Source organism: Streptomyces coacervatus, assembly GCF_029223485.1.
Classification (GTDB): domain Bacteria; phylum Actinomycetota; class Actinomycetes; order Streptomycetales; family Streptomycetaceae; genus Streptomyces; species Streptomyces coacervatus.
On sequence record NZ_JARHTP010000008.1, the window covers coordinates 335,655 to 358,342 of the forward strand.

At 69.1% G+C, this 22,688-nt stretch carries 15 protein-coding genes; 6 read left to right on the forward strand and 9 right to left on the reverse strand.

Annotation, left to right across the window (positions count from 1 at the left end):
* Positions 1-4: 4 nt before the first annotated feature.
* The gene (locus P2Q00_RS21875; protein ID WP_275774310.1) at positions 5-1,501 is read right to left on the reverse strand and encodes a site-2 protease family protein; all 1,497 of its coding nucleotides are present in this window, start codon (positions 1,499-1,501) and stop codon (positions 5-7) included.
* A gap of 174 nt (positions 1,502-1,675) precedes the next feature.
* Between P2Q00_RS21875 and P2Q00_RS21880 the strand changes: the two genes are divergently transcribed.
* Together P2Q00_RS21880 and P2Q00_RS21885 are read left to right on the forward strand one after the other, a co-directional pair.
* On the forward strand, positions 1,676-2,620 hold the full coding sequence (locus P2Q00_RS21880; protein ID WP_275774311.1) for a RecB family exonuclease: 945 nt from the start codon (positions 1,676-1,678) through the stop codon (positions 2,618-2,620).
* A 236-nt stretch (positions 2,621-2,856) separates the two neighbouring features.
* Positions 2,857-3,528 (forward strand): response regulator, encoded by a 672-nt coding sequence (locus tag P2Q00_RS21885; RefSeq protein ID WP_275774312.1) that lies wholly within the window; start codon positions 2,857-2,859, stop codon positions 3,526-3,528.
* A gap of 71 nt (positions 3,529-3,599) precedes the next feature.
* On the opposite strand, the gene P2Q00_RS21890 is transcribed toward P2Q00_RS21885, so the two are convergent.
* The 4 genes from P2Q00_RS21890 to metH form a co-directional block, all read right to left on the reverse strand.
* Complete coding sequence (locus P2Q00_RS21890; protein ID WP_275774313.1) at positions 3,600-5,180, reverse strand: ABC transporter substrate-binding protein; 1,581 nt, start codon at positions 5,178-5,180, stop codon at positions 3,600-3,602.
* Positions 5,181-5,248: 68 nt separating this feature from the next.
* Positions 5,249-6,853 carry an ABC transporter substrate-binding protein gene (locus P2Q00_RS21895; RefSeq protein WP_275774315.1) on the reverse strand — a complete coding sequence of 535 codons (1,605 nt, stop codon included), beginning with the start codon at positions 6,851-6,853 and terminating at the stop codon, positions 5,249-5,251.
* Between the two features lie 451 nt (positions 6,854-7,304).
* On the reverse strand, positions 7,305-8,000 hold the full coding sequence (locus P2Q00_RS21900) for an HAD family hydrolase (RefSeq protein ID WP_275774316.1): 696 nt from the start codon (positions 7,998-8,000) through the stop codon (positions 7,305-7,307).
* 197 nt (positions 8,001-8,197) lie between these two features.
* Positions 8,198-11,713, reverse strand: a complete 3,516-nt coding sequence (metH, locus tag P2Q00_RS21905; RefSeq protein ID WP_275774317.1) for a methionine synthase — start codon at positions 11,711-11,713, stop codon at positions 8,198-8,200.
* Between the two features lie 297 nt (positions 11,714-12,010).
* Here metH and P2Q00_RS21910 point away from each other — a divergent pair, with 297 nt between their 5' ends.
* From P2Q00_RS21910 to P2Q00_RS21925, 4 genes are all read left to right on the forward strand, one after another.
* Complete coding sequence (locus P2Q00_RS21910) at positions 12,011-12,775, forward strand: IclR family transcriptional regulator (RefSeq protein ID WP_275774318.1); 765 nt, start codon at positions 12,011-12,013, stop codon at positions 12,773-12,775.
* A gap of 494 nt (positions 12,776-13,269) precedes the next feature.
* The gene (locus P2Q00_RS21915; RefSeq protein ID WP_275774319.1) at positions 13,270-14,064 is read left to right on the forward strand and encodes an MIP/aquaporin family protein; all 795 of its coding nucleotides are present in this window, start codon (positions 13,270-13,272) and stop codon (positions 14,062-14,064) included.
* Between the two features lie 96 nt (positions 14,065-14,160).
* A complete protein-coding gene (gene glpK, locus P2Q00_RS21920) occupies positions 14,161-15,702 on the forward strand; it encodes a glycerol kinase GlpK (protein WP_275774320.1) in 1,542 nt (513 codons plus the stop codon).
* A gap of 52 nt (positions 15,703-15,754) precedes the next feature.
* The gene (locus P2Q00_RS21925; RefSeq protein WP_275774321.1) at positions 15,755-17,371 is read left to right on the forward strand and encodes a glycerol-3-phosphate dehydrogenase/oxidase; all 1,617 of its coding nucleotides are present in this window, start codon (positions 15,755-15,757) and stop codon (positions 17,369-17,371) included.
* Between the two features lie 103 nt (positions 17,372-17,474).
* Here the strand turns inward: P2Q00_RS21925 and mtnK are convergent, their stop codons facing one another.
* The 4 genes from mtnK to P2Q00_RS21945 are packed head-to-tail and all read right to left on the reverse strand — an operon-like array spanning position 17,475 to position 22,431.
* Entirely contained in the window at positions 17,475-18,647 is a 1,173-nt protein-coding gene (gene mtnK / locus P2Q00_RS21930) for an S-methyl-5-thioribose kinase (RefSeq protein ID WP_275774322.1), read from the reverse strand.
* A 22-nt stretch (positions 18,648-18,669) separates the two neighbouring features.
* Positions 18,670-19,716: an ABC transporter permease gene (locus P2Q00_RS21935; RefSeq protein WP_275774323.1), complete on the reverse strand. Its 1,047-nt coding sequence runs from the start codon at positions 19,714-19,716 to the stop codon at positions 18,670-18,672.
* A 53-nt stretch (positions 19,717-19,769) separates the two neighbouring features.
* Entirely contained in the window at positions 19,770-21,347 is a 1,578-nt protein-coding gene (locus tag P2Q00_RS21940) for a sugar ABC transporter ATP-binding protein (protein WP_275774324.1), read from the reverse strand.
* Entirely contained in the window at positions 21,334-22,431 is a 1,098-nt protein-coding gene (locus tag P2Q00_RS21945) for a substrate-binding domain-containing protein (protein WP_275774325.1), read from the reverse strand. Before P2Q00_RS21945 ends, P2Q00_RS21940 begins: the two co-directional genes overlap by 14 nt.
* Between the last annotated feature and the right edge of the window lie 257 nt (positions 22,432-22,688).

Sequence of the window (22,688 nt, forward strand, 5' to 3'; positions counted from 1 at the left end):
ACCACTAGGACGGTCTGGCCATGGCCTTCACAAAGGCGCGTTCCACGTCCGCGGCGGACAGGACGCCGAAGATCTCGCCGGTCTCCTCGACCACCAGGTATTCGGTGGCCGGGGTGGCCCGCAGGACGTCGAGGAGGTCCTCGCCGGCCAGTTCCGCGGAGATGCGCATGCCGTCGGTGAGGTCCTGGGCGAGGCCGCTGACGGCGACCCAGGGGCGGCGGTGTTCCGGTACGCCGACGATGGCGGCCTCGCGGACGAGGGAGAGGGGGTTGCCCTCGGGGTCGACGACGACGAGGGCGCGCGCGCCGGCGGCGTTGGCGCGGCGCAGCGCCTCGGAGAGCGGGGTGTCGGTCTCGACGGGGACTGCGCGGCGGGTGAGGTTGCGGGCGCGCAGTTCGGGGAGGTGTTCGCGCAGCCGGGCCATGCGGAGGCTGTTGCCGGCGCCGGTCCAGATGATGGCGGCGAGGATCGCGGCGAGCAGGGCGTCGGTGACGGTGTCCATGCCGACGCTGTCCTCGGCGGTGGTGCCGAGGGCGCCGGACTGGGTGAGCAGGGGGAGGCCGATCAGGACGGAGACGGCGAGGGCACGGCCGACCCAGGCGGCGGCGATGGTGCCGCTCATCGGGCGGCCGGTGATCTTCCAGACGACGGCGCGGAGCATGCGGCCGCCGTCGAGGGGCAGGCCGGGCAGGAGGTTGAAGGCGGCCACGATGAGGTTGGAGATCATCAGGCCGGCCAGCAGGACACCGGGGACGGTGCCGGGCTCCACGGGCTGCATGGCGACGTAGAAGAGGCCTGCGAGGACGAGGGAGAGGAGTGGGCCTACGAAGGCCAGGACGAACTCGCGGCCGGGGGTCTCGGCCTCCTTCTCGATCTCGGAGACGCCGCCGAAGAACTGGAGCTGGATGCGGCGGACCGGGAGCTTGAAGCGCAGGGCCGCGACCGTGTGGGCCAGTTCGTGGACCAGGACCGAGGCGTAGAAGGCGACGGCGAAGAAGAGGGAGACGAGGTAGCGGGCGGCACCGAGTTCGGGCAGGACGCGGTCGAGCTGGCCGCCGAAGACCCAGGTGATCAGGGCGGCGACGAGGAACCAGCTGGGTGCGACGTACACGGGCACGCCGAAGGGGCGGCCCATGAGGAGGCCGCCACCGGGTTCGCGGGGGCGTTTGGGCGGACGGTTCCTGGCGGTGCCGGAGTGGGCGAGAGTGCGGTCCTCCGCCGGGTCTTTCCCTGCGGGGCTGTCGGCGGGGCTCGCGTCCGGGTCGGCGTTGTGGGGCGTGGCCGCTCCGGCCGCTTCGTCTTCGGTGGGCTTGCTGTCGCGGTCGCCGGAGGTCGGAGTGTCCGTGCCGTGGTCCGGCGCGGGCTTGTCCTGGGCGGCCTTCGTGGGCTGTCCGTCGGCCGGGGTGGGTTCGGGGGCGGCCGGGGCCGCAGACCCTGCGTGGTGCTCGGCCGGCTCGTCGGTGCCGGACCGCGGCTGCCCGCTCCCGCCGCTCTCGTCCACGATGTCCCCTCGTTCGAAGCGTCCTCCGCGCCTGCCGGGCGGAAGGGTCTCGGGTCGATGGTATGCGGCCGTCGCGACGCGTTCCGCCCCGGCACCCCCTGTGTTTCCCCAGGCGTCGCAGCTGTCACGGCCGCGGCCGGGTCACTGTCAGTGGCGGGCCGTAAGGTCTGTGGCATGGAGACGAGCACGGAGGGCGCGGCTCAGGCCCCCAGCAGCGATGCGGCGCAGGCGGATGCGCCGGTGACGGTGGAACCGGCGGCGGCGGTGCCGCCGGTCGACGCGGCGGGCACGGGCCCGCGCGCCGCCATAGCGCCCGCCAGTCTGTCGCCCTCGCGCGCCAGTGACTTCATGCAGTGCCCCCTGCTCTACCGGTTCCGCGTCATCGACCGGCTGCCCGAGAAGCCGAGCGAGGCGGCGACCCGGGGCACGCTGGTGCATGCGGTGCTGGAGCGGCTTTTCGACGCCCCGGCCGCGGAGCGGACCGCGCCGCGCGCCAAGTCCCTGATCCCGGGGCAGTGGGACCGGCTGCGGGAGACCCGGCCGGAAGTGGTGGAGCTGTTCGAGGACGATCCCGAGGGCGAGCGGTTGGCGCGCTGGCTGGGTGAGGCGGAGCAGCTCGTCGAGCGCTGGTTCTCACTGGAGGATCCGACCAGGCTGGAGCCGGCCGAGCGGGAGCTGTTCGTGCAGGCCGAGCTGGACTCGGGGCTGATGCTGCGCGGGATCATCGACCGGGTCGATGTGGCGCCCACGGGCGAGGTGCGGATCGTCGACTACAAGACGGGCAAGGCGCCCCGGCCCGAGTACGCGGAAGGCGCGCTGTTCCAGATGAAGTTCTACGCCCTGGTGGTGTGGCGCTTGAAGAACGTCGTGCCCAGGCGGCTGCAGCTCGTCTATCTCGGCAGCGGGGACGTCCTGACGTACGACCCCGTCGTCGCCGACCTGGAGCGCGTCGAGCGCAAGCTGCTGGCGCTGTGGGAGGCGATCCGGCAGGCGACGGAGTCGGGGGACTGGCGCCCGCGCCCCACCAAGCTGTGCGGCTGGTGCGACCACCAGGCGCACTGCCCGGAGTTCGGCGGCACTCCCCCGCCGTATCCGCTGCCGGTCGGAGCCGGTGGCTGAACCCCGGTCGGATCAGCACACGTCGTCTGGTGCGTGCGATCGCAAGGCGCCGGAAGGTCCTCGTAGCGGAGCTACTAGGACCTTCCGGCAACGCGGCGAGCGTGCGTGCCAGGAGGCGTGCGCCCGGCCGGGGTTCAGCCACCGGCTCTGAGGACGGTCGGGTCCGGTGACGGGGCGGTCGAGTCGGTTGACGTCGCTCAGGGCAGAATGGGGCCGGGCTAGCGAAGGAGATTTACGTGGCCATCCGCGTCCTACTGGTCGACGACCAGCCGCTGCTGCGTACCGGCTTCCGGATGATCCTGGAGGCGGAGCAGGACATCGCGGTCGTGGGTGAGGCCGGAGACGGCCTCCAGGCTCTCGACCAGGTGCGGGCGCTGCAGCCCGACGTGGTCCTGATGGACATCCGTATGCCTCGTATGGACGGGGTGGAGGCGACCCGGCAGATCACCGGGCCCGGGCGGGACGGCCCGGCGAAGGTGCTGGTGCTGACCACCTTCGATCTGGACGAGTATGTGGTGGAGGCGCTGCGGGCGGGTGCCAGCGGCTTCCTGTTGAAGGACGCGCCGGCCAATGAGCTGGTGCAGGCGATCCGTGTGGTGGCCGGCGGCGAGGCCATGCTGGCGCCGAGCATCACCCGGCGGCTGCTCGACAAGTACGCGACCCATCTGCCCTCCGGCGACGAGCCGGTGCCGGACGCCTTGAACACGCTCACCGAGCGCGAGGTGGAGGTGCTGAAGCTGGTGGCCCGCGGGCTGTCCAATGCGGAGATCGCCGCCGATCTGTTCGTCAGCGAGACCACTGTGAAGACGCACGTGGGTCATGTGCTGACCAAGCTGGGGCTGCGTGACCGGGTGCAGGCCGCGGTGTATGCGTACGAGAGCGGTCTGGTGCGTCCCGGCGCGCAGTAGCGCGGCGGCCGTTCGACGCGAAGGGCGCCCTCTGCGCGAGAGGGCGCCCTTCGTCCGTGTACGGCAGTCGCTCAGTCCTTGTTGAGTTCCCAGAAGCGGAAGACCGTCGAGGCGTCGAGGCAGTACTCGAGGCCGTAGACGTTCTCGCGGGTGACCGCGTACTGCTTGGCCTGCCAGACCGGGAGGACGGGCAGTTGGTCGGCGACGATGTCCTGCAGCCTGCCGTAGTCGTTGTCGGTCGCGGCGCGGTCGCTCTCGGCGGCGGTGCGCGGGATGAGCGTGCCGGTGATGGTGCTGTTGCTGTAGTTGTTGCTCAGTACGTTGCCCTTGCCGAAGAAGGGGGCGGTGAAGTTGTCGGCGTCCGGGTAGTCCGGCACCCAGCCCTTCACGTACACGCCGTACTTGCCCTTGGCGATGTCCTTCTCGTACTGGTCGAAGGCCACGGACTTCACGTCGGCGGCGAAGAGGCCGCTGGCGTTGAGCTGCCCCGCGATGGCCTTCAGCTCCTGGTCGGTCGCCGGGCCGTAGCGCGACGGGGTGGACCAGAGGGTCAGCTTGACCTTGCCGGTGATGCCTTCGGCCTTGAGGGCGGCTGCGGCCTTGGCGGGCGAGGGGCTGGCGCCGTAGGTGTCGAAGAAGGCCGTGTTGTGGCCGGCGATGCCTGCCGGGATGATCGAGTACAGCGGGGTGGCGGTGCCCTGGTAGACGTTCTTGATGAGGGCGTCGCGGTCGAGCAGGTAGGCGATGGCCTTGCGCACGCCGAGCTTTCCGGCGACCGCGTCCTTCATGTTGAAGACCAGGTGCTGGACCTCGGCGCTGCTGCCCTCGACGACCTCGGCCTTCGAGCTGTTGTCGGCGTTCTGGATGTCGGCGATGTCGCCCGCGCTCAGACCTCGGTAGGCGATGTCGATCTTGTCGTCCAGCAGCGCCTTCTTCAAGGTGGACGCGTTGCCGTGGAAGAACTTCAGCGTCACGCCGGAGTTCTTCACCTTGGCGTTGCCCTTGTAGTTCTCGTTGACGGAGAAGACGGCCTTGTCGTCGGCGATCGAATCCAGCTTGTAGGGGCCGGAGCCGACCGCCTTGCCGTCCTTGCGCAGTCCGGTCGCCTCGTACTGGCTGTGGTCGACGATGGAGCCCGCACCGGAGGCGATCTTGCTCGGGAAGGTGGCGTCGGGCACCTTCAGCCGGAAGACGACGGTCTTCGCGTCCGGCGCCTCCACCTTGTCCAGCATGGGGAACATGATCGCCGGACCGGCAGCGTCGTTGATCTTGAGCATGCGGTCGAAGGAGAACTTGACGTCCTCGGAGGTGAGCGAGTCACCGTTGCTGAACTTGAGGCCGTCCTTCAACGTGCACTGGTAGATCTTGGTCGACGTGTCGGTAAAGGCGCACGCCTTGGCCGCCTCCGGCTCGGGCTCCGTGCCTCCGTCGGGGAAGCTGAGCAGCGACTGGAAGACGTTGTTGAACAACAGCCAGGAGCCGGGGTCGTAGCCGGAGGCGGGGTCGGTGGCCAGGACGTCGTCCGACATTCCCATGACTATGGACGAACCGGTCCCCCCGGAAGCTCCGCTGCCCGTTCCGCAGCCGGTCAGAAGCCCGGAGGCCAGCCCCGCCACTACGGGCAGGACCGGCCACTGGTTACGCATGTTCACTGCTTGTGCCTTCTCGTCGGGTTCGGGACCCCGGGGCCACACTCCCCGGGCCCCGGGCACGAGAGAGATCAGCCGCTCACGCCACGGCCGAGCTCCCACAGCTGAAGGGTCGAGGAGGAGTTGAGCGCGTACGCGGTCCCCGTCACGTCGTCGCGGGCGGCGACGTACTGCTTGCCCTGCCACAGCGGCAGGATCGGGACGTCGTCGGCGACGATGTCCTGGATGGTGGTCAGGTTGCCGGCGGCCGCGATGCGGTCGGCGTCGCGGCGCGACGCCGGGATCAGCGTGTCGATGATCCTGTTGTTGCGGTACGGCGACTTGAGGAAGTTGTCCTTGTCGAGGAACGGCGCAAGGTAGTTGTCGGCGTCCGGGAAGTCCGGGAACCAGCCCATGCCCCAGACGTCGTACTTGCCCTTGCGCTCGGCCGGGACGAACGCCGACCAGGGCGAGCCCTGGATGGTGACGTCGAACAGTCCGCTGTCGTTGAGCTGCTTCTGAAGGATCTCGAATTCCTTCTTGGTGGCCGAGCCGTAGTGGTCGGTCGTGTAGTGCAGCGTCAGCTTGACCGGGGTGGTGATGTTGGCGCCGGTCAGCAGGGCCTTGGCCTTGGCGGTGTTCGGGTCGCCGTACTTGTTGAAGAACGAGTTGGAGTGGCCGGTGATGCTCGCCGGGACCAGCGAGTAGAGCGGCTCGGCCTGGGTTCCGTACACCTTGGAGACGATCTCGCCGCGGTTGATGAGCTGGGCCATCGCCTGGCGGACGGCCTTGTTCTTCACGGACGGGGCATTGGTGTTGAACGCGAGGTAGCGGATCTCCAGACCCGACATCTCGACCAGGTCCTCGTTGTTGTCCGTGCTGGCGGACAGCTTCTGGATCTGGTCCGGCGACATGGTGCGGGTCATCACGTCGATGTCGCCCTTGTCGAGGGCCTTGCCCATCGCGTCGGCGTCCGCATAGGAGATCATGTCGACCTTGGAGTTGTTCACCGTCAGCGTCCCCTTGTAGTTGGGGTTCTTGGTGAACGTGGCCTTGACGATCGTGTCGTTCTTGACGTCGGCCGAGAGGGTGTAGGGGCCGGAGCCGTCGATGTCGAAACCGTCGCGCAGCTTGTTCTTCTCGTAGTCGGCGGGGTTGACGATGCCCGCGACCGGAGTCGACAGCTTGTACGGGAAGGTGGCGTCCGCGGTCTTGAGGTGGAAGATGACCTCGTTGTCACCCTGCGTCTCGACGGTGTCGATGGTGTTCAGCAGGGCGGAGACGCCGGAGTCGGCCTTGATGGCGCGGGCGCGGTCGATGGAGTACTTCACATCGGCCGCGGTGATCTTGTCGCCATTGGCGAACTTCAGGCCGTCGCGCAGCGTGCAGGCGTAGCGCTCGTTGCCCGAGTCGGTGAAGCCGCAGCTCTGCGCGGCCTCGGGTACCGGGTCGCCCTCGCCCTTCGGCTGGATCATCAGGGTCTGCACGGTCTGGCGCAGGATGTTCCAGGTGCCGACGTCGTACGCGTACGCCGGGTCCAGCGGCGCCGGTGCGTCCTTGGTGGCGGCGAAGGTGTCCGTGGTGCCGACGGTGATCGCGTCAGTACCGCCGCTGCCACTGCCGGAACCCCCACAAGCGGCGAGCACGGGCGCGAGCAGGCCGACCACGGCCGGCAGCACCAAAGTCTTGCGGTTCATGCTCGTGTTTCTCCAGAGCTGTTCAGGTCCGTGTACCCGGCATGCAGGGGTGTCGCGGCGGATCACGGGGGTAGGTGCGATGGTTCTCGCGACGAGATTAGTCCGCACCTGCACGGCGGTTCGCAGTCACCGGAGTTGAGAGCCCATCACGCAGCGGAACCGGCCGCGGACAGACCGAAAACCCGACAGGGGAAGGATTCGTGCAGCGTTCCACCAATCGGGACACAAGGGCACGTCCCCGCACCCCGAAAAGGGGCGAAGAGCACACCCCGTACGACCTGTCGACCCTCGATTAAGTGGGGAACCTCACATTCCCGTTGGTCGGGATCGGTACCGGAATTCGGCCATCCGCCGTGCTTCGAATTCTTCGTACACCAGCCCTGGGAATTCCTGTCCTATCGACTCCGCACGCTGGGTGAACACCCAGCGCATTTCCGTCAACAGATGGCGATCAGAGAGTGATCAGTCCGCGTAGGAATGCCAGGTCGACGTCTTCGAGGGAGGTGACGACGGTGCGGCGGGCGGCGGGGGCGATGGGGGCGACCGAGGGCACCGCGACCACATGACAGCCCGCGGCCTCGGCCGCCGCGACGCCGGTCGCGGTGTCCTCGACGACCGCGCATCTGGCCGGATCCACGCCGAGTCCGGCGGCGGCGGCCAGATACGGGTCGGGGTGCGGCTTGGTGCGCGGCACCTCGTCGCCGGCCACCGACAGGGCGAAGTGCTGCGGGCCGAGCGAGGTGAGCACCCGGTCGATGATGCGCCGGTGGGAGGCGGAGACCAGGGCGGTGGGGATCTCGTACTCGGAGAGTTCGGCGAGGAGCCTGGCGGCGCCCGGCATCAGCGGCAGGGCGCGGTCGATGCGGTCCTCGAACCCCTCGTTGAGCAGCACCATGAGCTCGGCGAGGGCGATGTCGGCGCCGGTGGCCTCGATCAGGAACCCCGCGCTGCGGGTCATGGGACCGCCGACCACGACATGGCGCCAGGTGTCGTCGAGCGCATGGCCGAGGCCGGCGAAGATCTCGACCTCGACATCCCACCAGAAGCCCTCGGTGTCCACGAGGGTTCCGTCCATGTCGAGGAGCACGGCCTGCAGTGCTGAGCCTTCGGCCGTACGGGTTCCGAGCGCGGGGACCGTACTGGTCATCCGGGCGCACCTCCTTGAGGGGCGATCAGGCCGGTTCCCGCGCGGGGAACCGGCCTGCAGTGGACCGACCAGTGTACGACTGTTGCGGCCGAAACGCCTCGTTTATTCGGCGTGGTCCGGGGCACACCGTGAATACCGCCGGGGGATGCCCTGACGTGCGCCGATGTGCCTTCGGACCGGCATTTTCGACGAGCCCCTCAGCGGGCGTTGAAGTACTTCGCCTCGGGGTGGTGGATCACGATCGCGTCGGTGGACTGCTCCGGGTGCAGCTGGAACTCCTCGGAGAGGTGGACGCCGATGCGCTCCGGCTGGAGCAGGTCGGCGATCTTGGCGCGGTCCTCCAGATTGGGGCAGGCGCCGTAGCCGAGGGAGAAGCGGGCACCCCGGTACTTCAGGGCGAACATGTCCTCCATCTCGCTCGGGTCCTCGCCGGCGAAGCCCAGCTCGCTGCGCACCCGCGCGTGCCAGTACTCGGCGAGCGCCTCCGCCAGCTGGACGGACAGGCCGTGCAGTTCGAGGTAGTCGCGGTAGGCGTTGGCCTCGAACATGCGGGCCGTCTCCTCGCCGATGCGCGAGCCGACGGTGACGACCTGCAGGCCGACGACGTCGGTCTGGCCCGCCTCCTGCGGGCGGAAGAAGTCCGCGAGGCACAAGCGGCGGCCGCGGCGCTGGCGCGGGAAGGTGAAGCGGGTGCGCTCGTTGCCGTGCTCGTCCAGGATGATCAGGTCGTCGTCCTTGGAGACGCACGGGAAGTAGCCGTAGACGACGGCCGCTTCCAGCAGGTTGTCGGTCTGCAGCTTGTCCAGCAGACCCCGCAGCCGCGGCCGGCCCTCGGTGTCGACGAGTTCCTCGTACGTCGGTCCCTCACCGGTGCGGGCCTGCTTGAGACCCCACTGGCCCTTGAACAGGGCGCCCTCGTCCAGCCAGCTCGCGTACTCCTTGAGCTGGATGCCCTTGATGACGCGGGTGTCCCAGAAGGGCGGGGTGGGAATGCGGTTGTCGGTGGCGACGTCGGAGCGGACGTGGCCCTCCTCCGGGCGTTCCTCCACCGCGACGGCGGCCGCCGCGCGGACCCGGCGCTGCTTCAGTTCCGGCAGTTTCGCTCCGGGCACGCCCCGCTTGACGCCGATGAGGGCGTCCATCAGGCGCAGGCCCTCGAACGCGTCGCGGGCGTAGCGGACCTCGCCCTCGTAGATCTCGTGCAGGTCCTGTTCGACGTACGCCCTGGTGAGCGCGGCGCCGCCGAGGATGACCGGGTAGTCGGCCGCCAGCTTGCGCTGGTTGAGCTCCTCCAGGTTCTCCTTCATGATCACGGTCGATTTGACCAGGAGACCGGACATGCCGATGACGTCCGCGCGGTGCTCCTCGGCCGCTTCGAGGATCGCGGAGACGGGCTGCTTGATGCCCAGGTTGACCACGTTGTAGCCGTTGTTGGACAGGATGATGTCGACGAGGTTCTTGCCGATGTCATGGACGTCGCCGCGGACGGTGGCGAGGACGATGGTGCCCTTGCCCTCCGCGTCGGACTTCTCCATGTGCGGTTCGAGATACGCCACCGCCGTCTTCATGACCTCGGCGGACTGGAGCACGAACGGCAGCTGCATCTGGCCGGAGCCGAACAGCTCGCCGACGACCTTCATGCCGTCCAGGAGCGTCTCGTTGACGATGTCGAGGGCGGGGCGGGTCGTGAGGGCGTCGGCGAGGTCGGCCTCCAGGCCGTTCTTCTCGCCGTCGATGATGCGGCGCTTGAGGCGCTCCTCCAGCGGGAGGGCGGCCAGCTCCTCGGCCTTGCCGGCCTTCAGGGACTTCGCGGTGGCGCCCTCGAACAGGGCCATCAGCTTCTGCAGGGGGTCGTAGCCCTCGGCGCGGCGGTCGTAGACGAGGTCGAGGGCCGTCTTCACCTCTTCCTCGGTGAAGCGGGCGATCGGCAGGATCTTCGACGCGTGGACGATCGCCGAGTCCAGTCCCGCCTTGACGCACTCGTCCAGGAAGACGGAGTTGAGCAGGATGCGGGCGGCCGGGTTCAGGCCGAAGGAGATGTTGGACAGGCCCAGCGTGGTCTGCACGTCCGGGTGGCGGCGCTTGAGTTCGCGGATCGCCTCGATGGTGGCGATGCCGTCCCCCCGCGACTCCTCCTGGCCGGTGCAGATGGTGAAGGTCAGGGTGTCGATGAGGATGTCCGACTCGTGGATGCCCCAGTTGTTGGTGAGGTCGTCGATGAGCCGCTCGGCGATCTCGACCTTCTTCTCGGGGGTGCGGGCCTGGCCCTCCTCGTCGATGGTCAGCGCGATCAGCGCGGCGCCATGCTCCTGCGCCAGCCTGGTGACCTTCGCGAAACGGGACTCCGGGCCGTCGCCGTCCTCGTAGTTGACGGAGTTGATGACCGCACGGCCGCCGAGCTTCTCCAACCCGGCCTGGATGACGTCCACTTCGGTGGAGTCCAGCACGATCGGCAGGGTGGAGGCGGTGGCGAAGCGGCCGGCCAGCTCCTCCATGTCGGCGACGCCGTCGCGGCCGACGTAGTCCACGCAGAGGTCCAGCATGTGGGCGCCCTCGCGGATCTGGTCGCGGGCCATCTCCACGCAGTCGTCCCAGCGGGCGGCCAGCATCGCCTCGCGGAACTTCTTCGAGCCGTTGGCGTTGGTGCGCTCGCCGATGGCCAGGTACGAGGTGTCCTGGCGGAACGGGACGGTCTGGTAGAGGGAGGCGGCGCCCGGCTCGGGCTGCGGGTTGCGCTCGGTCGGGGCGAGCTCGCGGACCCGCTCGACGACCTGGCGCAGATGCTCGGGGGTGGTGCCGCAGCAGCCGCCGATGAGGGAGAGGCCGTATTCGCGTACGAAGGTCTCCTGGGCGTCGGCGAGCTCCGGCGCCGTGAGCGGGTAGTGGGCGCCGTCCTTGCCCAGGACCGGGAGGCCCGCATTGGGCATGCAGGACAACTGGATGCGCGAGTGGCGGGCCAGGTAGCGCAGGTGCTCGCTCATCTCGGACGGGCCGGTCGCGCAGTTCAGACCGATCATGTCGATGCCCAGCGGCTCCAGCGCGGTGAGCGCGGCACCGATCTCCGAGCCGAGCAGCATGGTGCCGGTCGTCTCCACCGTCACCGACACGATCAGCGGGACCTGGTACCCGGCCACGTCCATCGCCCGGCGGGCAGCCAGGACGGAGGCCTTGGTCTGCAGCAGGTCCTGCGTGGTCTCGACGAGCAGCGCGTCCGCCCCGCCGGCGAGCAGGCCCTCGGCGTTCTGCTGGTAGGCGTCACGGATGGCGTTGAAGGTGGTGTGGCCGAGGGTGGGCAGCTTGGTGCCGGGGCCCATCGAACCCAGCACCCAGCGCTGCCGGCCGTCGCGTGCGGCGAACTCGTCCGCCGTCTCGCGGGCGATGCGGGCACCGGCCTCGGACAGCTCGGCGACGCGCTCGGGGATGTCGTACTCGCCCAGAGCGGTGAGGTTCGCGCCGAAGGTGTTGGTCTCCACGCAGTCCACGCCCGCGTCGAAGTACTCGGAGTGCACCGAGCGGACGATGTCGGGGCGGGTCACGTTGAGGACCTCGTTGCAGCCCTCCAGCTGCTGGAAGTCGTCCAGGGTGGGGTCCTGCGCCTGGAGCATGGTGCCCATGGCTCCGTCGGCGACCACCACCCGGGTGGCGAGTGCCTCACGGAGCGCGGACACACGGGTCCGGCTGTCGGCGGAAGGGGTCAGTGGCGACGAGGCCATGAAAGGGGCTCCCTTGGATGCGACGGCTGTCGGCTTTTGCGCGGTTCGCGGAACTCTCCGCAATGGGCGCACCTCGCCAGGGTAACCGGGGTCGGCCGGGGATGGTCAGGGGCGTCCACGGGGCGGACGAGGATGACGGGCAGTTCACTCGCGGGATACGAGTGGCACAACAGAACCCGACGGATGCGGACCGAACCATTGGCGGGAGGTCGGCATCGACCGGTAGTGTTCGACATTGCCGAACGGCGGCAACGACGACGTTACGTCGGCGGTCGAGGGGACGGAGGCAGCACGGGGATGGCACGGAACATCCAGTCGCTCGAACGGGCGGCCGCGATGCTGCGACTGCTCGCGGGCGGCGAGCGACGGCTCGGCCTCTCGGACATCGCCTCGTCACTGGGCCTCGCCAAGGGCACCGCCCACGGGATTCTGCGCACCCTCCAGCAGGAGGGCTTCGTCGAGCAGGACGACGCCTCCGGGCGCTATCAGCTGGGCGCCGAACTGTTGCGCCTGGGGACCACCTATCTCGATGTGCACGAGCTGCGGGCGCGCGCCCTGGTATGGACGGACGACCTGGCCCGCTCCAGCGGGGAGAGCGTGTATCTCGGCGTCCTGCACCAGCAGGGCGTACTGATCGTGCATCACGTCTTCCGGCCCGACGACAGCCGGCAGGTGCTGGAGATAGGGGCCATGCAGCCCCTGCACTCCACGGCCCTGGGCAAGGTCCTGTCGGCCTACGACCCGGTCGCGCACAGCGAGGCCATCGAGGCCGACCGCAAGCCCTTCACCGACCGCACCGTGTGCGAGCTGGAGGACTTCGAGCACATCCTCGACATCTCACGCGCGCGTGGCTACGCGGCCGACGTCGAGGAGACCTGGGAGGGCGTCGCGTCCGTCGCCGCGCCCATCCATGACCGGCGGCGGATGCCGGTGGGCGCGGTCGGCATCACGGGCGCCGTGGAGCGGCTGTGCCGGGACGGCGAGCTGCAGCCCGAGCTGATCGCCGCGGTACGGGACTGCGCCCGTGCGGTGTCGCGGGACCTGGGCGCCGGGCGGTTCTGAGGGGCATAGCGGGACGCAGGAGGAGGCCGGGACGTCGGACGACGTTCCGGCCTCGGTCGTACCCGGACACGACGGGCCGAACCGCCCGGTCGGTACGCACCGTGCTGCTCGTTACTGCAGGTTCGCCTCGCGACGACCGCATCGGCCACCCCTGCTGACCTGCTCTTCTGCCGGGGGTCCGGGGGTTGCCCCCCGGAATGATGCAGCACCCGGCCGTACGCATCCGACGCATCTGACCTGCAAGATCGACAGCTCACAGCGCCCTGCAAGGCAATCAGTAACGATCGCACTTTCGGCGACACAGGCTCTTGACGCACACGTAACGCCGGAGCAAGACTCCCGTCCATCGGTCGGCATTGTCGAACACCTACCGGCAATACGCGCTAGAGTGTGACAACGCCAAGGGCCGGCATCGCTCTCACCCCCGAGGGCAGCTCGAACTCCCGGAGGGACCCGGGGTTCGGTCCCCTGGACGAAGGACAAAGGAGTCGCGGGTGTCCAGCTCCGACATCTTCATCGGCGAGACCATCGGTACCGCCATACTCATCCTGCTCGGCGGCGGCGTCTGCGCCGCCGTGACGCTGAAGGCCTCCAAGGCCCGTGAGGCCGGCTGGCTGGCCATCACCTTCGGGTGGGGCTTCGCGGTACTCACGGCGGTCTACACCTCGGCGCCGCTCTCCGGCGCCCACCTGAACCCGGCCGTGACGCTCGCACTCGCGATCAAGAGCGGCGACTGGAGCAACGTCCCGGTCTACTGGGCCGGACAGTTCCTCGGCGCCGCGATCGGCGCGACCCTGGTCTGGGTCGCCTACTACGGCCAGTTCCACGCGCACCTCACCGACAAGGAGATCGTCGGCGGTCCGGGTGCGCAGGCCACGGCCGCCAAGGCGGTCGAGGCCCAGGAGAAGGGCGCCGGCCCGGTCCTGGGCATCTTCTCCACCGGTCCGGAGATCCGGGTCGTCTGGCAGAACCTCGCGACGGAGATCATCGGCACGATCGTGCTGGTGCTGGCCGTCCTCACGCAGGGCCTGAACGACAGCGGCAAGGGTCTCGGCACCCTGGGCGCGCTGATCACCGCGCTGGTGGTCGTCGGGATCGGTCTGTCCCTCGGCGGTCCGACCGGCTACGCCATCAACCCGGCGCGCGACCTCGGCCCGCGCATCGCACACGCCCTGCTGCCCCTGCCCAACAAGGGTGGTTCCGACTGGGGCTACGCCTGGATCCCGGTGGTCGGTCCGCTGATCGGCGGCGCGATCGCTGCAGGCATCTACAACGTCGCTTTTGCTTAAGAGCACCAGGCCTTCAGAGCACTCAGGCTGCACCGCACTTAAACAGCACCGCGCCGTACAGACAGCCCTCCCTCCAAGGAACTTCAGGAGCACACAGTGACCGACGCGCACACCGCCGGCCCCTTCATCGCCGCCATCGACCAGGGCACCACCTCCAGCCGCTGCATCGTCTTCGACCGCGACGGACGTATCGTCTCCGTCGACCAGAAGGAGCACGAGCAGATCTTCCCGAAGCCGGGCTGGGTCGAGCACAACGCCAACGAGATCTGGACCAACGTCCAGGAAGTCGTCGCCGGAGCCATCCAGAAGGCCGGCATCACCCGTGACGACATCAAGGCCATCGGCATCACCAACCAGCGCGAGACCACGCTGCTCTGGGACAAGAACACCGGTGAGCCCGTCCACAACGCCATCGTCTGGCAGGACACCCGCACCGACGCCCTGTGCAAGGAGCTCGGGCGCAATGTCGGCCAGGACCGCTTCCGCCGTGAGACCGGCCTTCCGCTGGCCTCGTACTTCGCCGGCCCCAAGGCCCGCTGGCTGCTCGACAACGTGGAGGGTCTGCGCGAGCGCGCCGAGGCGGGCGACATCCTCTTCGGCACCATGGACACCTGGGTCATCTGGAACCTGACCGGTGGTGTCGACGGCGGCAAGCACTACACCGACGTCACCAACGCCTCCCGCACCATGCTGATGAACCTGCACACGCTGGAGTGGGACGAGAAGATCGCGGAGTCCATCGGCGTCCCGCTGTCGATGCTCCCCGAGATCCGCTCCTCCGCCGAGGTCTACGGCGAGGTCACCGGCGGCAAGCTCGGCGACCTGCTCGGCGGTATCCCGGTCGCCTCCGCGCTCGGCGACCAGCAGGCGGCCCTGTTCGGCCAGACCTGTTTCGCGGAGGGCGAGGCCAAGTCGACGTACGGCACCGGCACCTTCATGCTGCTGAACACCGGCGAGAAGATCATCAACTCGTACAGCGGACTGCTGACCACGGTCGGCTACCGCATCGGCGACCAGGCTCCGGTGTACGCGCTGGAGGGCTCGATCGCCGTCACCGGTTCGCTGGTGCAGTGGATGCGCGACCAGATGGGCCTGATCTCCACCGCCGCCGAGATCGAGACGCTCGCGCTCTCGGTCGAGGACAACGGCGGCGCCTACTTCGTGCCGGCCTTCTCCGGTCTGTTCGCCCCGTACTGGCGCTCCGACGCCCGCGGTGTGATCGCCGGTCTGACCCGGTACGTCACCAAGGCGCACCTCGCGCGCGCCGTCCTGGAGGCCACCGCCTGGCAGACCCGTGAGATCACGGACGCCATGACCAAGGACTCGGGCGTCGAGCTCGCGGCCCTCAAGGTCGACGGCGGCATGACCTCCAACAACCTGCTGATGCAGACCCTCTCGGACTTCCTGGACGCCCCCGTGGTGCGCCCGATGGTCGCCGAGACCACCTGCCTCGGTGCCGCTTACGCCGCCGGTCTCGCCGTCGGCTTCTGGACCAGCACCGACGACCTGCGCGCCAACTGGCGGCGGGCCGCCGAGTGGACCCCCCGCATGGACGCGGACACCCGCGACCGTGAGTACAAGAGCTGGCTCAAGGCCGTCGAGCGGACGATGGGCTGGCTCGAGGACGAAGAGAGCTGACGAGGGCTCCGAAAAGGCCCTCGAACGCTCTGATGAGGAGTAAGAACCCGAAATGACCAGTCAGTCCACCCTGCAGTCCGTGCCTGCCCTCGGTACGCGCCCGGCCTCCGGCTCGAACCCGAGCCGGGCCGAGACCCGGGAGCAGCTCGCCAAGGCGTCGTACGACCTTCTTGTGATCGGCGGCGGCATCCTGGGCATCTCCACCGCCTGGCATGCCGCGCAGTCCGGCCTCAGGGTGGCGCTGGTCGACGCCGGCGACTTCGCCGGCGCCACCTCTTCCGCCTCCTCCAAGCTGCTCCACGGCGGTCTGCGCTATCTACAGACCGGCGCGGTGAAGCTGGTGGCGGAGAACCACTTCGAGCGCCGTGCGGTGTCCCGTCAGGTGGCCCCCCACCTGGCGAACCCGCTCACGTTCTACCTCCCCGTGTACAAGGGCGGGCCGCACGGCGCTGCGAAGCTCGGGGCGGGCGTCTTCGCCTACTCCGCGCTCTCCGCGTTCGGTGACGGCGTCGGCCACCTCCTGTCCCCCGCCAAGGCGGCGCAGGACGTGCCCGAGCTGCGCACCGAGAACCTCAAGGCCGTCGCCGTCTACGGCGACGACCAGATGAACGACGCGCGCATGGCGCTGATGACGGTCCGTGCGGCCGTCGAGGCGGGCGCGGTCGTCCTCAACCATGCCGAGGTGACCGGGCTGCGGTTCACCAAGGGCCGGGTGACCGGCGCCGACCTGCGCGACCGCACCTCCGGCGACGAGTTCGGCGTCAACGCCCGTCTGGTCCTGAACGCGACCGGCCCGTGGGTCGACCACCTGCGCCGCATGGAGGACCCGAATGCCGCTCCGTCGATCCGGCTGTCGAAGGGCGCGCATCTCGTCCTGAAGCGGACCTCCCCCTGGAAGGCCGCGCTCGCCACCCCCATCGACAAGTACCGCATCACCTTCGCCCTCCCCTGGGAGGACATGCTGCTGCTCGGCACGACCGACGAGGAGTTCGAGGGCGACCCGGCGGATGTCGCGGTCACCGAGAAGGACATATCCCAGATCCTGGACGAGGCCGCGTTCTCGGTCCGGGACCAGCAGCTCAGCCGTGACCTGATCACGTACTCCTTCGCGGGTCTGCGGGTGCTGCCGGGCGGCCCCGGCGACACGGCGAAGGCCAAGCGCGAGACCGTCGTCACCGAAGGCCGGGGCGGGATGCTCTCCGTCGCGGGCGGCAAGTGGACGACCTTCCGGCACATCGGCCGTACGGTGATGCAGAAGCTGGAGGCGCTGCCGGGCGCTCCGCTGGGTGACGACTTCGAGCCGATCGCCTCGCTGCCGAAGAAGCTCCCGTTGCCGGGAGTTGCCAACCCCCGGGCCGTTGCGCACCGGCTGCTGGTCGACAACCCGGCGCCGGGGCCGCGCATGGCTGCGGACACGGCCAAGCACTTGGCCACGCATTACGGTTCGCTGGCCTTTGACATTGCGCGTCTGGCCAATGAGAACCCGCAGCTGGGTGAGCGGGTGCATCCGGATGCGCCGGAGATCTGGGCGCAGGTCGTGTACGCCCGGGACCACGAGTGGGCCGAGACGGCGGACGATGTGCTGCGGCGGCGTACGACGCTGACGATTCGTGGTCTGGCGACGGATGAGGTCCGCGGCAAGGTGCAGGGTCTGCTCGACGAGAAGTAGGCGGTACTACGGCTTAGGGGCGGCTCCTCGCCGATGGAGCCGCCCCTTCGTTTGTATATCGTCTGCGGGTGTGTGGGGGCTGGTCGCGCAGTTCCCCGCGCCCCTATGAAGGCGGCTGCACGACCGCCCTTACAGCTGCTACGTCAGTCAACTCATCGCGATGAACGATCAGTTGGCGCCCCAGCAGCAGTGCTCGCCGTGACGCCGGGACCGGGTCCGGCAGCGTCGTCAGGTCTGTCAGGTGGGCGAAGCCGATGATTCTGCGGATGATTTCTGTGCCCGCGTAGCCCAGCGACTCCGTCCAGACGCGGCGCAGGAAGCGGTCCAGGTACGCGTCGTCGAAGAAGGTGTCGACGCGGGTCGGCCACAGGCGGCGGAATTCCGACTCGAACGCCTCCCAGGAGAGCCTGAGTTGGTCCTCATGGTCGCTCAAGGTTCCCAGCGCGCGTGCCCGTTCCTCCGAGACCAGAGTGTTGGCCCAGTAGAGGCCGAGGTCGAAGCCGATCGGGCCGGTGAAGGAGAACTCGGGGTCGAAGACCCGGACGACCGGGGTGCCTTCGCGGGTGCCGACCATGATGCTGCCGGTGTGCAGGTCGCCGTGGAGGAGGGCCTGGGCGCTGGTCATGAAGGCATGGCGGAGGTCGGCGACCTCCGTGCGCAGGCGGGCGTCGGCGCGGAAGGCTGCCGCCAGGTCGTCCAGGCCCTCGTGCCAGTGGTTGTGTTCGTGCTCGATGTAGGGCTCGGAGAGGACGACGTCTTCCGTGATCTTGCAGAGTTCCGGGCTGACCGAGGCCGCGATCAGCGCCTTGCGGTCTGCCGACGCCATGCCGAAGTCGCTTGTTGCGAAGGAGAGCCGGGCGACGAGTTCGCCGATGCGGGCGGAGGTGTGGGGGCCGTATGCCGCGCCCTCGTTGAGGAGTGTGCGCAGGACCTCCAGGTCGGACATGTCCTCCATGACGAGGGCGAAGTTCTCGGGGTCGTAGCCGTGGATCGCCGGGATCTTGTCCGGGGCGACCTTGGCGATCTGTTCGTAGGCACGGGCCTCCGCGTCGGCGCGGTCCGGGTTCATCGGCCACGACGGGCCGGCGACGCGGACCCAGGGCAGGGCCTGCTTGACGGCGAGGCTGCGGTTGCCGTCGGCGGAGGAGGCGAGGAAGACGCGGTTCATGTTGCCGTCCGACACCTCGCGGACGCTGATGTCCGCCAGGTTCTGCCAGTGGCCCCGCTCGTGCAGGTAGGCGGGGATGTCGTCGGTCTCCAGGATGCGGTAGCCCATCGTACGAATGCCTCGAACTTCCTTATGCGGTACGGCGCTTGGACAACGTGAAGCTGAAGACCAGGGCGAGGATGAGCACCGCGCCCTCGACGACGTCCTGTGTGTAGTAGGGCAGGCCCTTGATGGTCAGGCCGGTGGTGATGATGCCGATCAGGACGGCGCCGAGGGCCGTGCCCCAGACATTGGGGCGGCCTCGGCCGAGGACGGACGTGCCGACCAGGGCCACCGCCACCGCCTCCAGCAGCTGGGAGGTGCCGGCCGAGACGTCGCCCTGGCCGATGCGGGACGCCAGGATCAGGCCGCCGACCGAGGCGAGGACGCCGGAGATGACGTAGGCGAGGGCCCGGTAGGCGCCGACGCGGATGCCGGCCAGGCGGGAGGCCTCGGGGTTGGCTCCGATGGCATAGAGGATCCGGCCCCAGCGGGTGCGGGCCAGGAAGACCCAGGCGGCGACCGTCAGGCCGCCGAAGATCAGGACGGAGACGGGGATGCCCAGGACCGTGCCGCGGTCGATCTTCAGGAAGTCCGCGGTGAACTTGCCGGGCGCGGTGGAGCCGTCGGACATCGTCATGCCCGGGGTGATGGACTGGCCGTCGACCAGGATGAGTTTGCCGCCCTGGATCACGAACATGGTGCCGAGGGTGGCCAGCATGTCGGGGATCTTGAGTACGACGATGAGGAGTGCGTTGAGCAGGCCTGCCAGGGCGCCTGCCGCGAGCACCGCGATGATGGCGACCGGGCCGATCTGGTTGTGGATCACCATCGTCTGGGCGGCGACCGAGACGCCGAGGCCGGCGACCGCGCCGACCGACATGTCCATTCCGCCGACGGCCATGGTGAGCGTGACGCCCAGGCCGAGGATCGCCGCCACGGAGACGTATCTCAGTGTGTCGAGGAGGGTTGCCGACTCTCGGAAGGAGCCCTCGCTCAGGGCGAAGTAGAGGAACAGCGCGACCGTGACGAAGATGAAGCCGTACTTGATGACGGCGTTCTGGACGCGCACGGCGGTGCCGGCGGCGGGCGGGAGCGCCGCCTTCACCGGGACCTCGGTGCTCTGCTGGGTGGTCATGGGGGCTGCTTCCTTGGGCGGCCGGTGTCGGAGAGACTCGGTGGTGGAGAGAGTCAGACAGACACGGCGATGGTCTGGATGACGCGGTCGCGTTCCGCGTCCTCGCCGTATGCGTCGAGGTGGATCTCCCCGGCGGCGAGTACGACGACCCGGTCGGCGATCTCGAGGATCTCGTCGACGTCGGCGGACAGGACGAGGACGGCCGAGCCCTCCGCGGCCAGGGCGCGGGCCCGGCGGCCGATGTCACGGCGGGCCCCGATGTCCACGCCTCGGAACGGCTCGTCCAGGATGAGGACGCGGGGTGTCTGGGCGAGCCAGCGGCCGACGACGATCTTCTGCTGGTTGCCGCCGGACAGTTCCTCGACGGTGCTGTGCTCGTCGCGGGTGACGACACCGAGGGCGTCGATGATGTCGCGGCCGAGGGCGTCCTCGCGGGAGCGGTTCACCAGCCCCGCTCTGGACAGGGACTTCAGGAACGGCAGCGAGATGTTCTGCGCCAGCGACCAGCCGGGCACCAGCGCGTCGGCGTGCCGGTCCTCCGGGACCAGGTGGACGCCGGCGCGGATGGCGTCGGCGGGGCGGCGCGGCTCGTACGCCCTGCCGTCCAGCTCGACGGCGCCCGTGGTGAAGGGCTCGGCGCCGAACAGACCGCGGGCCAGCTCGGTCTTTCCCGCGCCCAACAGGCCTACGACGCCGGTGACTTCGCCGGTGCGGAGGTCGAGATCGAAGGGGGCCCGTCCCTCGAAGAGGCGTACTCCTTGCAGGGACAGGACGACGTCCCCCGAAGCGCCTTCCGCGACCGGGCGTGCCGTGGTCGCCTCCTGGGCCTGCCGGGCCGGCCGTCCGAGCAGCATGGCGCGCAGGGCGGCGTCCCAGTCGAAGGGCTTGGCCTGATCCTCGGTGAGACGGCCGTCTCGCAGTACGACCAGACGGTCGGCGAGCGCGTCGATCTCGCCGAGGCGGTGGGAGACGTAGAGGACCGCGATGCCGTCGTCCCGCATCCTCTCGACGAGCGCGAACAGCCGCTCCGCCTCGGCGGCGGAGAGTGCCGAGGTCGGCTCGTCGAGGATCAGCAGACGGGGGCGGGTGGCCAGGGTGCGGGCCAGGATCAGCAACTGGCGGTCGGAGATGCCGAGTTCGGTGACGTCCTTCTTCAAGAGGACGTCACTCCAGTCGAGGCCGAGGGCCGACTGGATCTCGCGGGCGCGGGCCAGGATCCGGCTGCCGTTCAGGAACGGGTTGCCGCGCTTTTGCGCGAGCTCCTCGAAGACCAGGTTCTCGGCGACCGTGAGGCCGGGCACGATGCCCTCGCCGATGCGCTGGTGCACCGTCTGGATGCCCAGCTGGCGGGCGGCAAGGGGCGATGGGAGAGCCGCGGGCTCCCCTGCGACCCGCACCTCCCCGCCATGGTCGGTGTGCACGCCCGACAGGATCTTGATCAGCGTGGACTTGCCGGCGCCGTTCGCGCCGAGCAGCGCGACCACGCTGCCCGGTGCGATGTCGAGGGAGACGGAGGCGAGCACCGTCCTGCCGCCGAAGGCCATGCTGACGTCCCGCAGGCTGACGGCGGCGACCTCCTCAACAGCCGCCTCCTCAGCGGGAGTTCCGGCAACAGGCTCAGTGGGCGACATTGGAGATCCAGTCCGCGGTGCTGACCTTGGAGAGGTTCAGCGCCGGCAGAGCCGTGCGCAGCTGGTCCATGTTCTCGATCTTGTTCTTGCGCAGGAAGTCCTGGGTGATGGCGACGGCCGGGAAGGAGACGGTGTCCTCGTTCAGCTGTCCGGCCAGCTCCAGGGCGGTCGTACGGACGACTGCGGCGCCGACCGCGGACGGGTCGGTGCCCGCCGTGGCGACCCAGGGGCTGCCCGCCGCGGTCATGTTCTGGATGTCGGCGTTGGAGACGTCCGCGCCGAACACCTTCACCTTGCCCTGCAGCTTCTTGTTCTGCACGGCGAGGACGGTGCCCTTGGCGAGTTCGTCGTAGGGGGCGAAGATGCCGGTCACGTCGGAGTGCTGGGTGAGCGCGGCGGAGACCAGGGGAACGTTGTCGGTGGCCGTGGAGTCGGTGACCTTGCCGACCTTGAACTCCTGCTGCCAGCCCTGCGCGTCGGCCGTCTTCTTCCAGACGGTGTTGCGCTTGTCGAGGGCGGCGTAACCGGCCACGTTGGCGTAACCGACCTTGGCGTTCCTGCCGACCGACTTGGCCATCACGTCGAGCACGGCCTGGGCCATGCTCGCGTCGTCCTGCTCGGTGGAGACGACGCCCTTGGTCTTGGTCTCGACGTCGTAGACGACGACCTTGATGCCCTTCTGCACGGCCTTGTCGATCTCCGGCTGGATGGTCGCCGGGAAGCCGTGGTCGATGATGATCGCCTGCGCGCCGGAGTTGATCGCCGAGGACAGGTCGGTGGCCTGCTTGGCGTTGTCGGCCTGGGCGTCGTACGTGGTGAGGTCGATGCCGAGGGCCTTGGCCTGCGCCTTGGCGCCGTTGCCCCACTGCTCGAAGTAGTCGCCGGCGCCGCTCTGTCGGACCAGGGCCACCTTGACCGTGCCCTTGCTGAAGGGGGCGGGCTTCTTGCCGGTGGCGGCGGAGGCCGAGGCTGCGGTGTCGCCGGTGTTCTTCGAGGCGTCCGTGGACTGCGAGCAGCCCGCGAGGAGGAGCGCGGAGACGGAGGCCAGCGAGAGCACGGCAAGGGGGACGCGGGTACGGGACATGAGGGGCTCCAGGTGCAAGGGCTGACGCAAAGGGGAAGCGGGGGTACTTGAACCGGAGCAGGGCTGGAAATGCGCCAACGCACGCAGAGGGTGGCGAACTCGCGCCCGGACAGGGCGCGTCGGGGCTCCGGATGAGGTCAGCGACAGCTGGCTGTGGTCGACCGGAGCAAGTCCACGTACAGCCGCCGTACGAGCAGCAGCGTCTTCATGCATAGATCATGAGAACGATTTCAGCCACACGTCAAAGCCATGTAAGC

Excerpts from the sequence above, each read along its gene's own strand:
- P2Q00_RS21895 (WP_275774315.1), bottom strand. The coding sequence starts at position 6,853 with ATGAACCGCAAGACTTTGGTGCTGCCGGCCGTGGTCGGCCTGCTCGCG.
- metH (WP_275774317.1), bottom strand. The coding sequence starts at position 11,713 with ATGGCCTCGTCGCCACTGACCCCTTCCGCCGACAGCCGGACCCGTGTG.
- mtnK (WP_275774322.1), bottom strand. The coding sequence starts at position 18,647 with ATGGGCTACCGCATCCTGGAGACCGACGACATCCCCGCCTACCTGCAC.
- P2Q00_RS21940 (WP_275774324.1), bottom strand. The coding sequence starts at position 21,347 with ATGTCGCCCACTGAGCCTGTTGCCGGAACTCCCGCTGAGGAGGCGGCT.
- P2Q00_RS21925 (WP_275774321.1), top strand. The coding sequence starts at position 15,755 with ATGACCAGTCAGTCCACCCTGCAGTCCGTGCCTGCCCTCGGTACGCGC.
- P2Q00_RS21880 (WP_275774311.1), top strand. The coding sequence starts at position 1,676 with ATGGAGACGAGCACGGAGGGCGCGGCTCAGGCCCCCAGCAGCGATGCG.
- P2Q00_RS21945 (WP_275774325.1), bottom strand. The coding sequence starts at position 22,431 with ATGTCCCGTACCCGCGTCCCCCTTGCCGTGCTCTCGCTGGCCTCCGTC.
- P2Q00_RS21935 (WP_275774323.1), bottom strand. The coding sequence starts at position 19,716 with ATGACCACCCAGCAGAGCACCGAGGTCCCGGTGAAGGCGGCGCTCCCG.
- P2Q00_RS21910 (WP_275774318.1), top strand. The coding sequence starts at position 12,011 with ATGGCACGGAACATCCAGTCGCTCGAACGGGCGGCCGCGATGCTGCGA.
- P2Q00_RS21900 (WP_275774316.1), bottom strand. The coding sequence starts at position 8,000 with ATGACCAGTACGGTCCCCGCGCTCGGAACCCGTACGGCCGAAGGCTCA.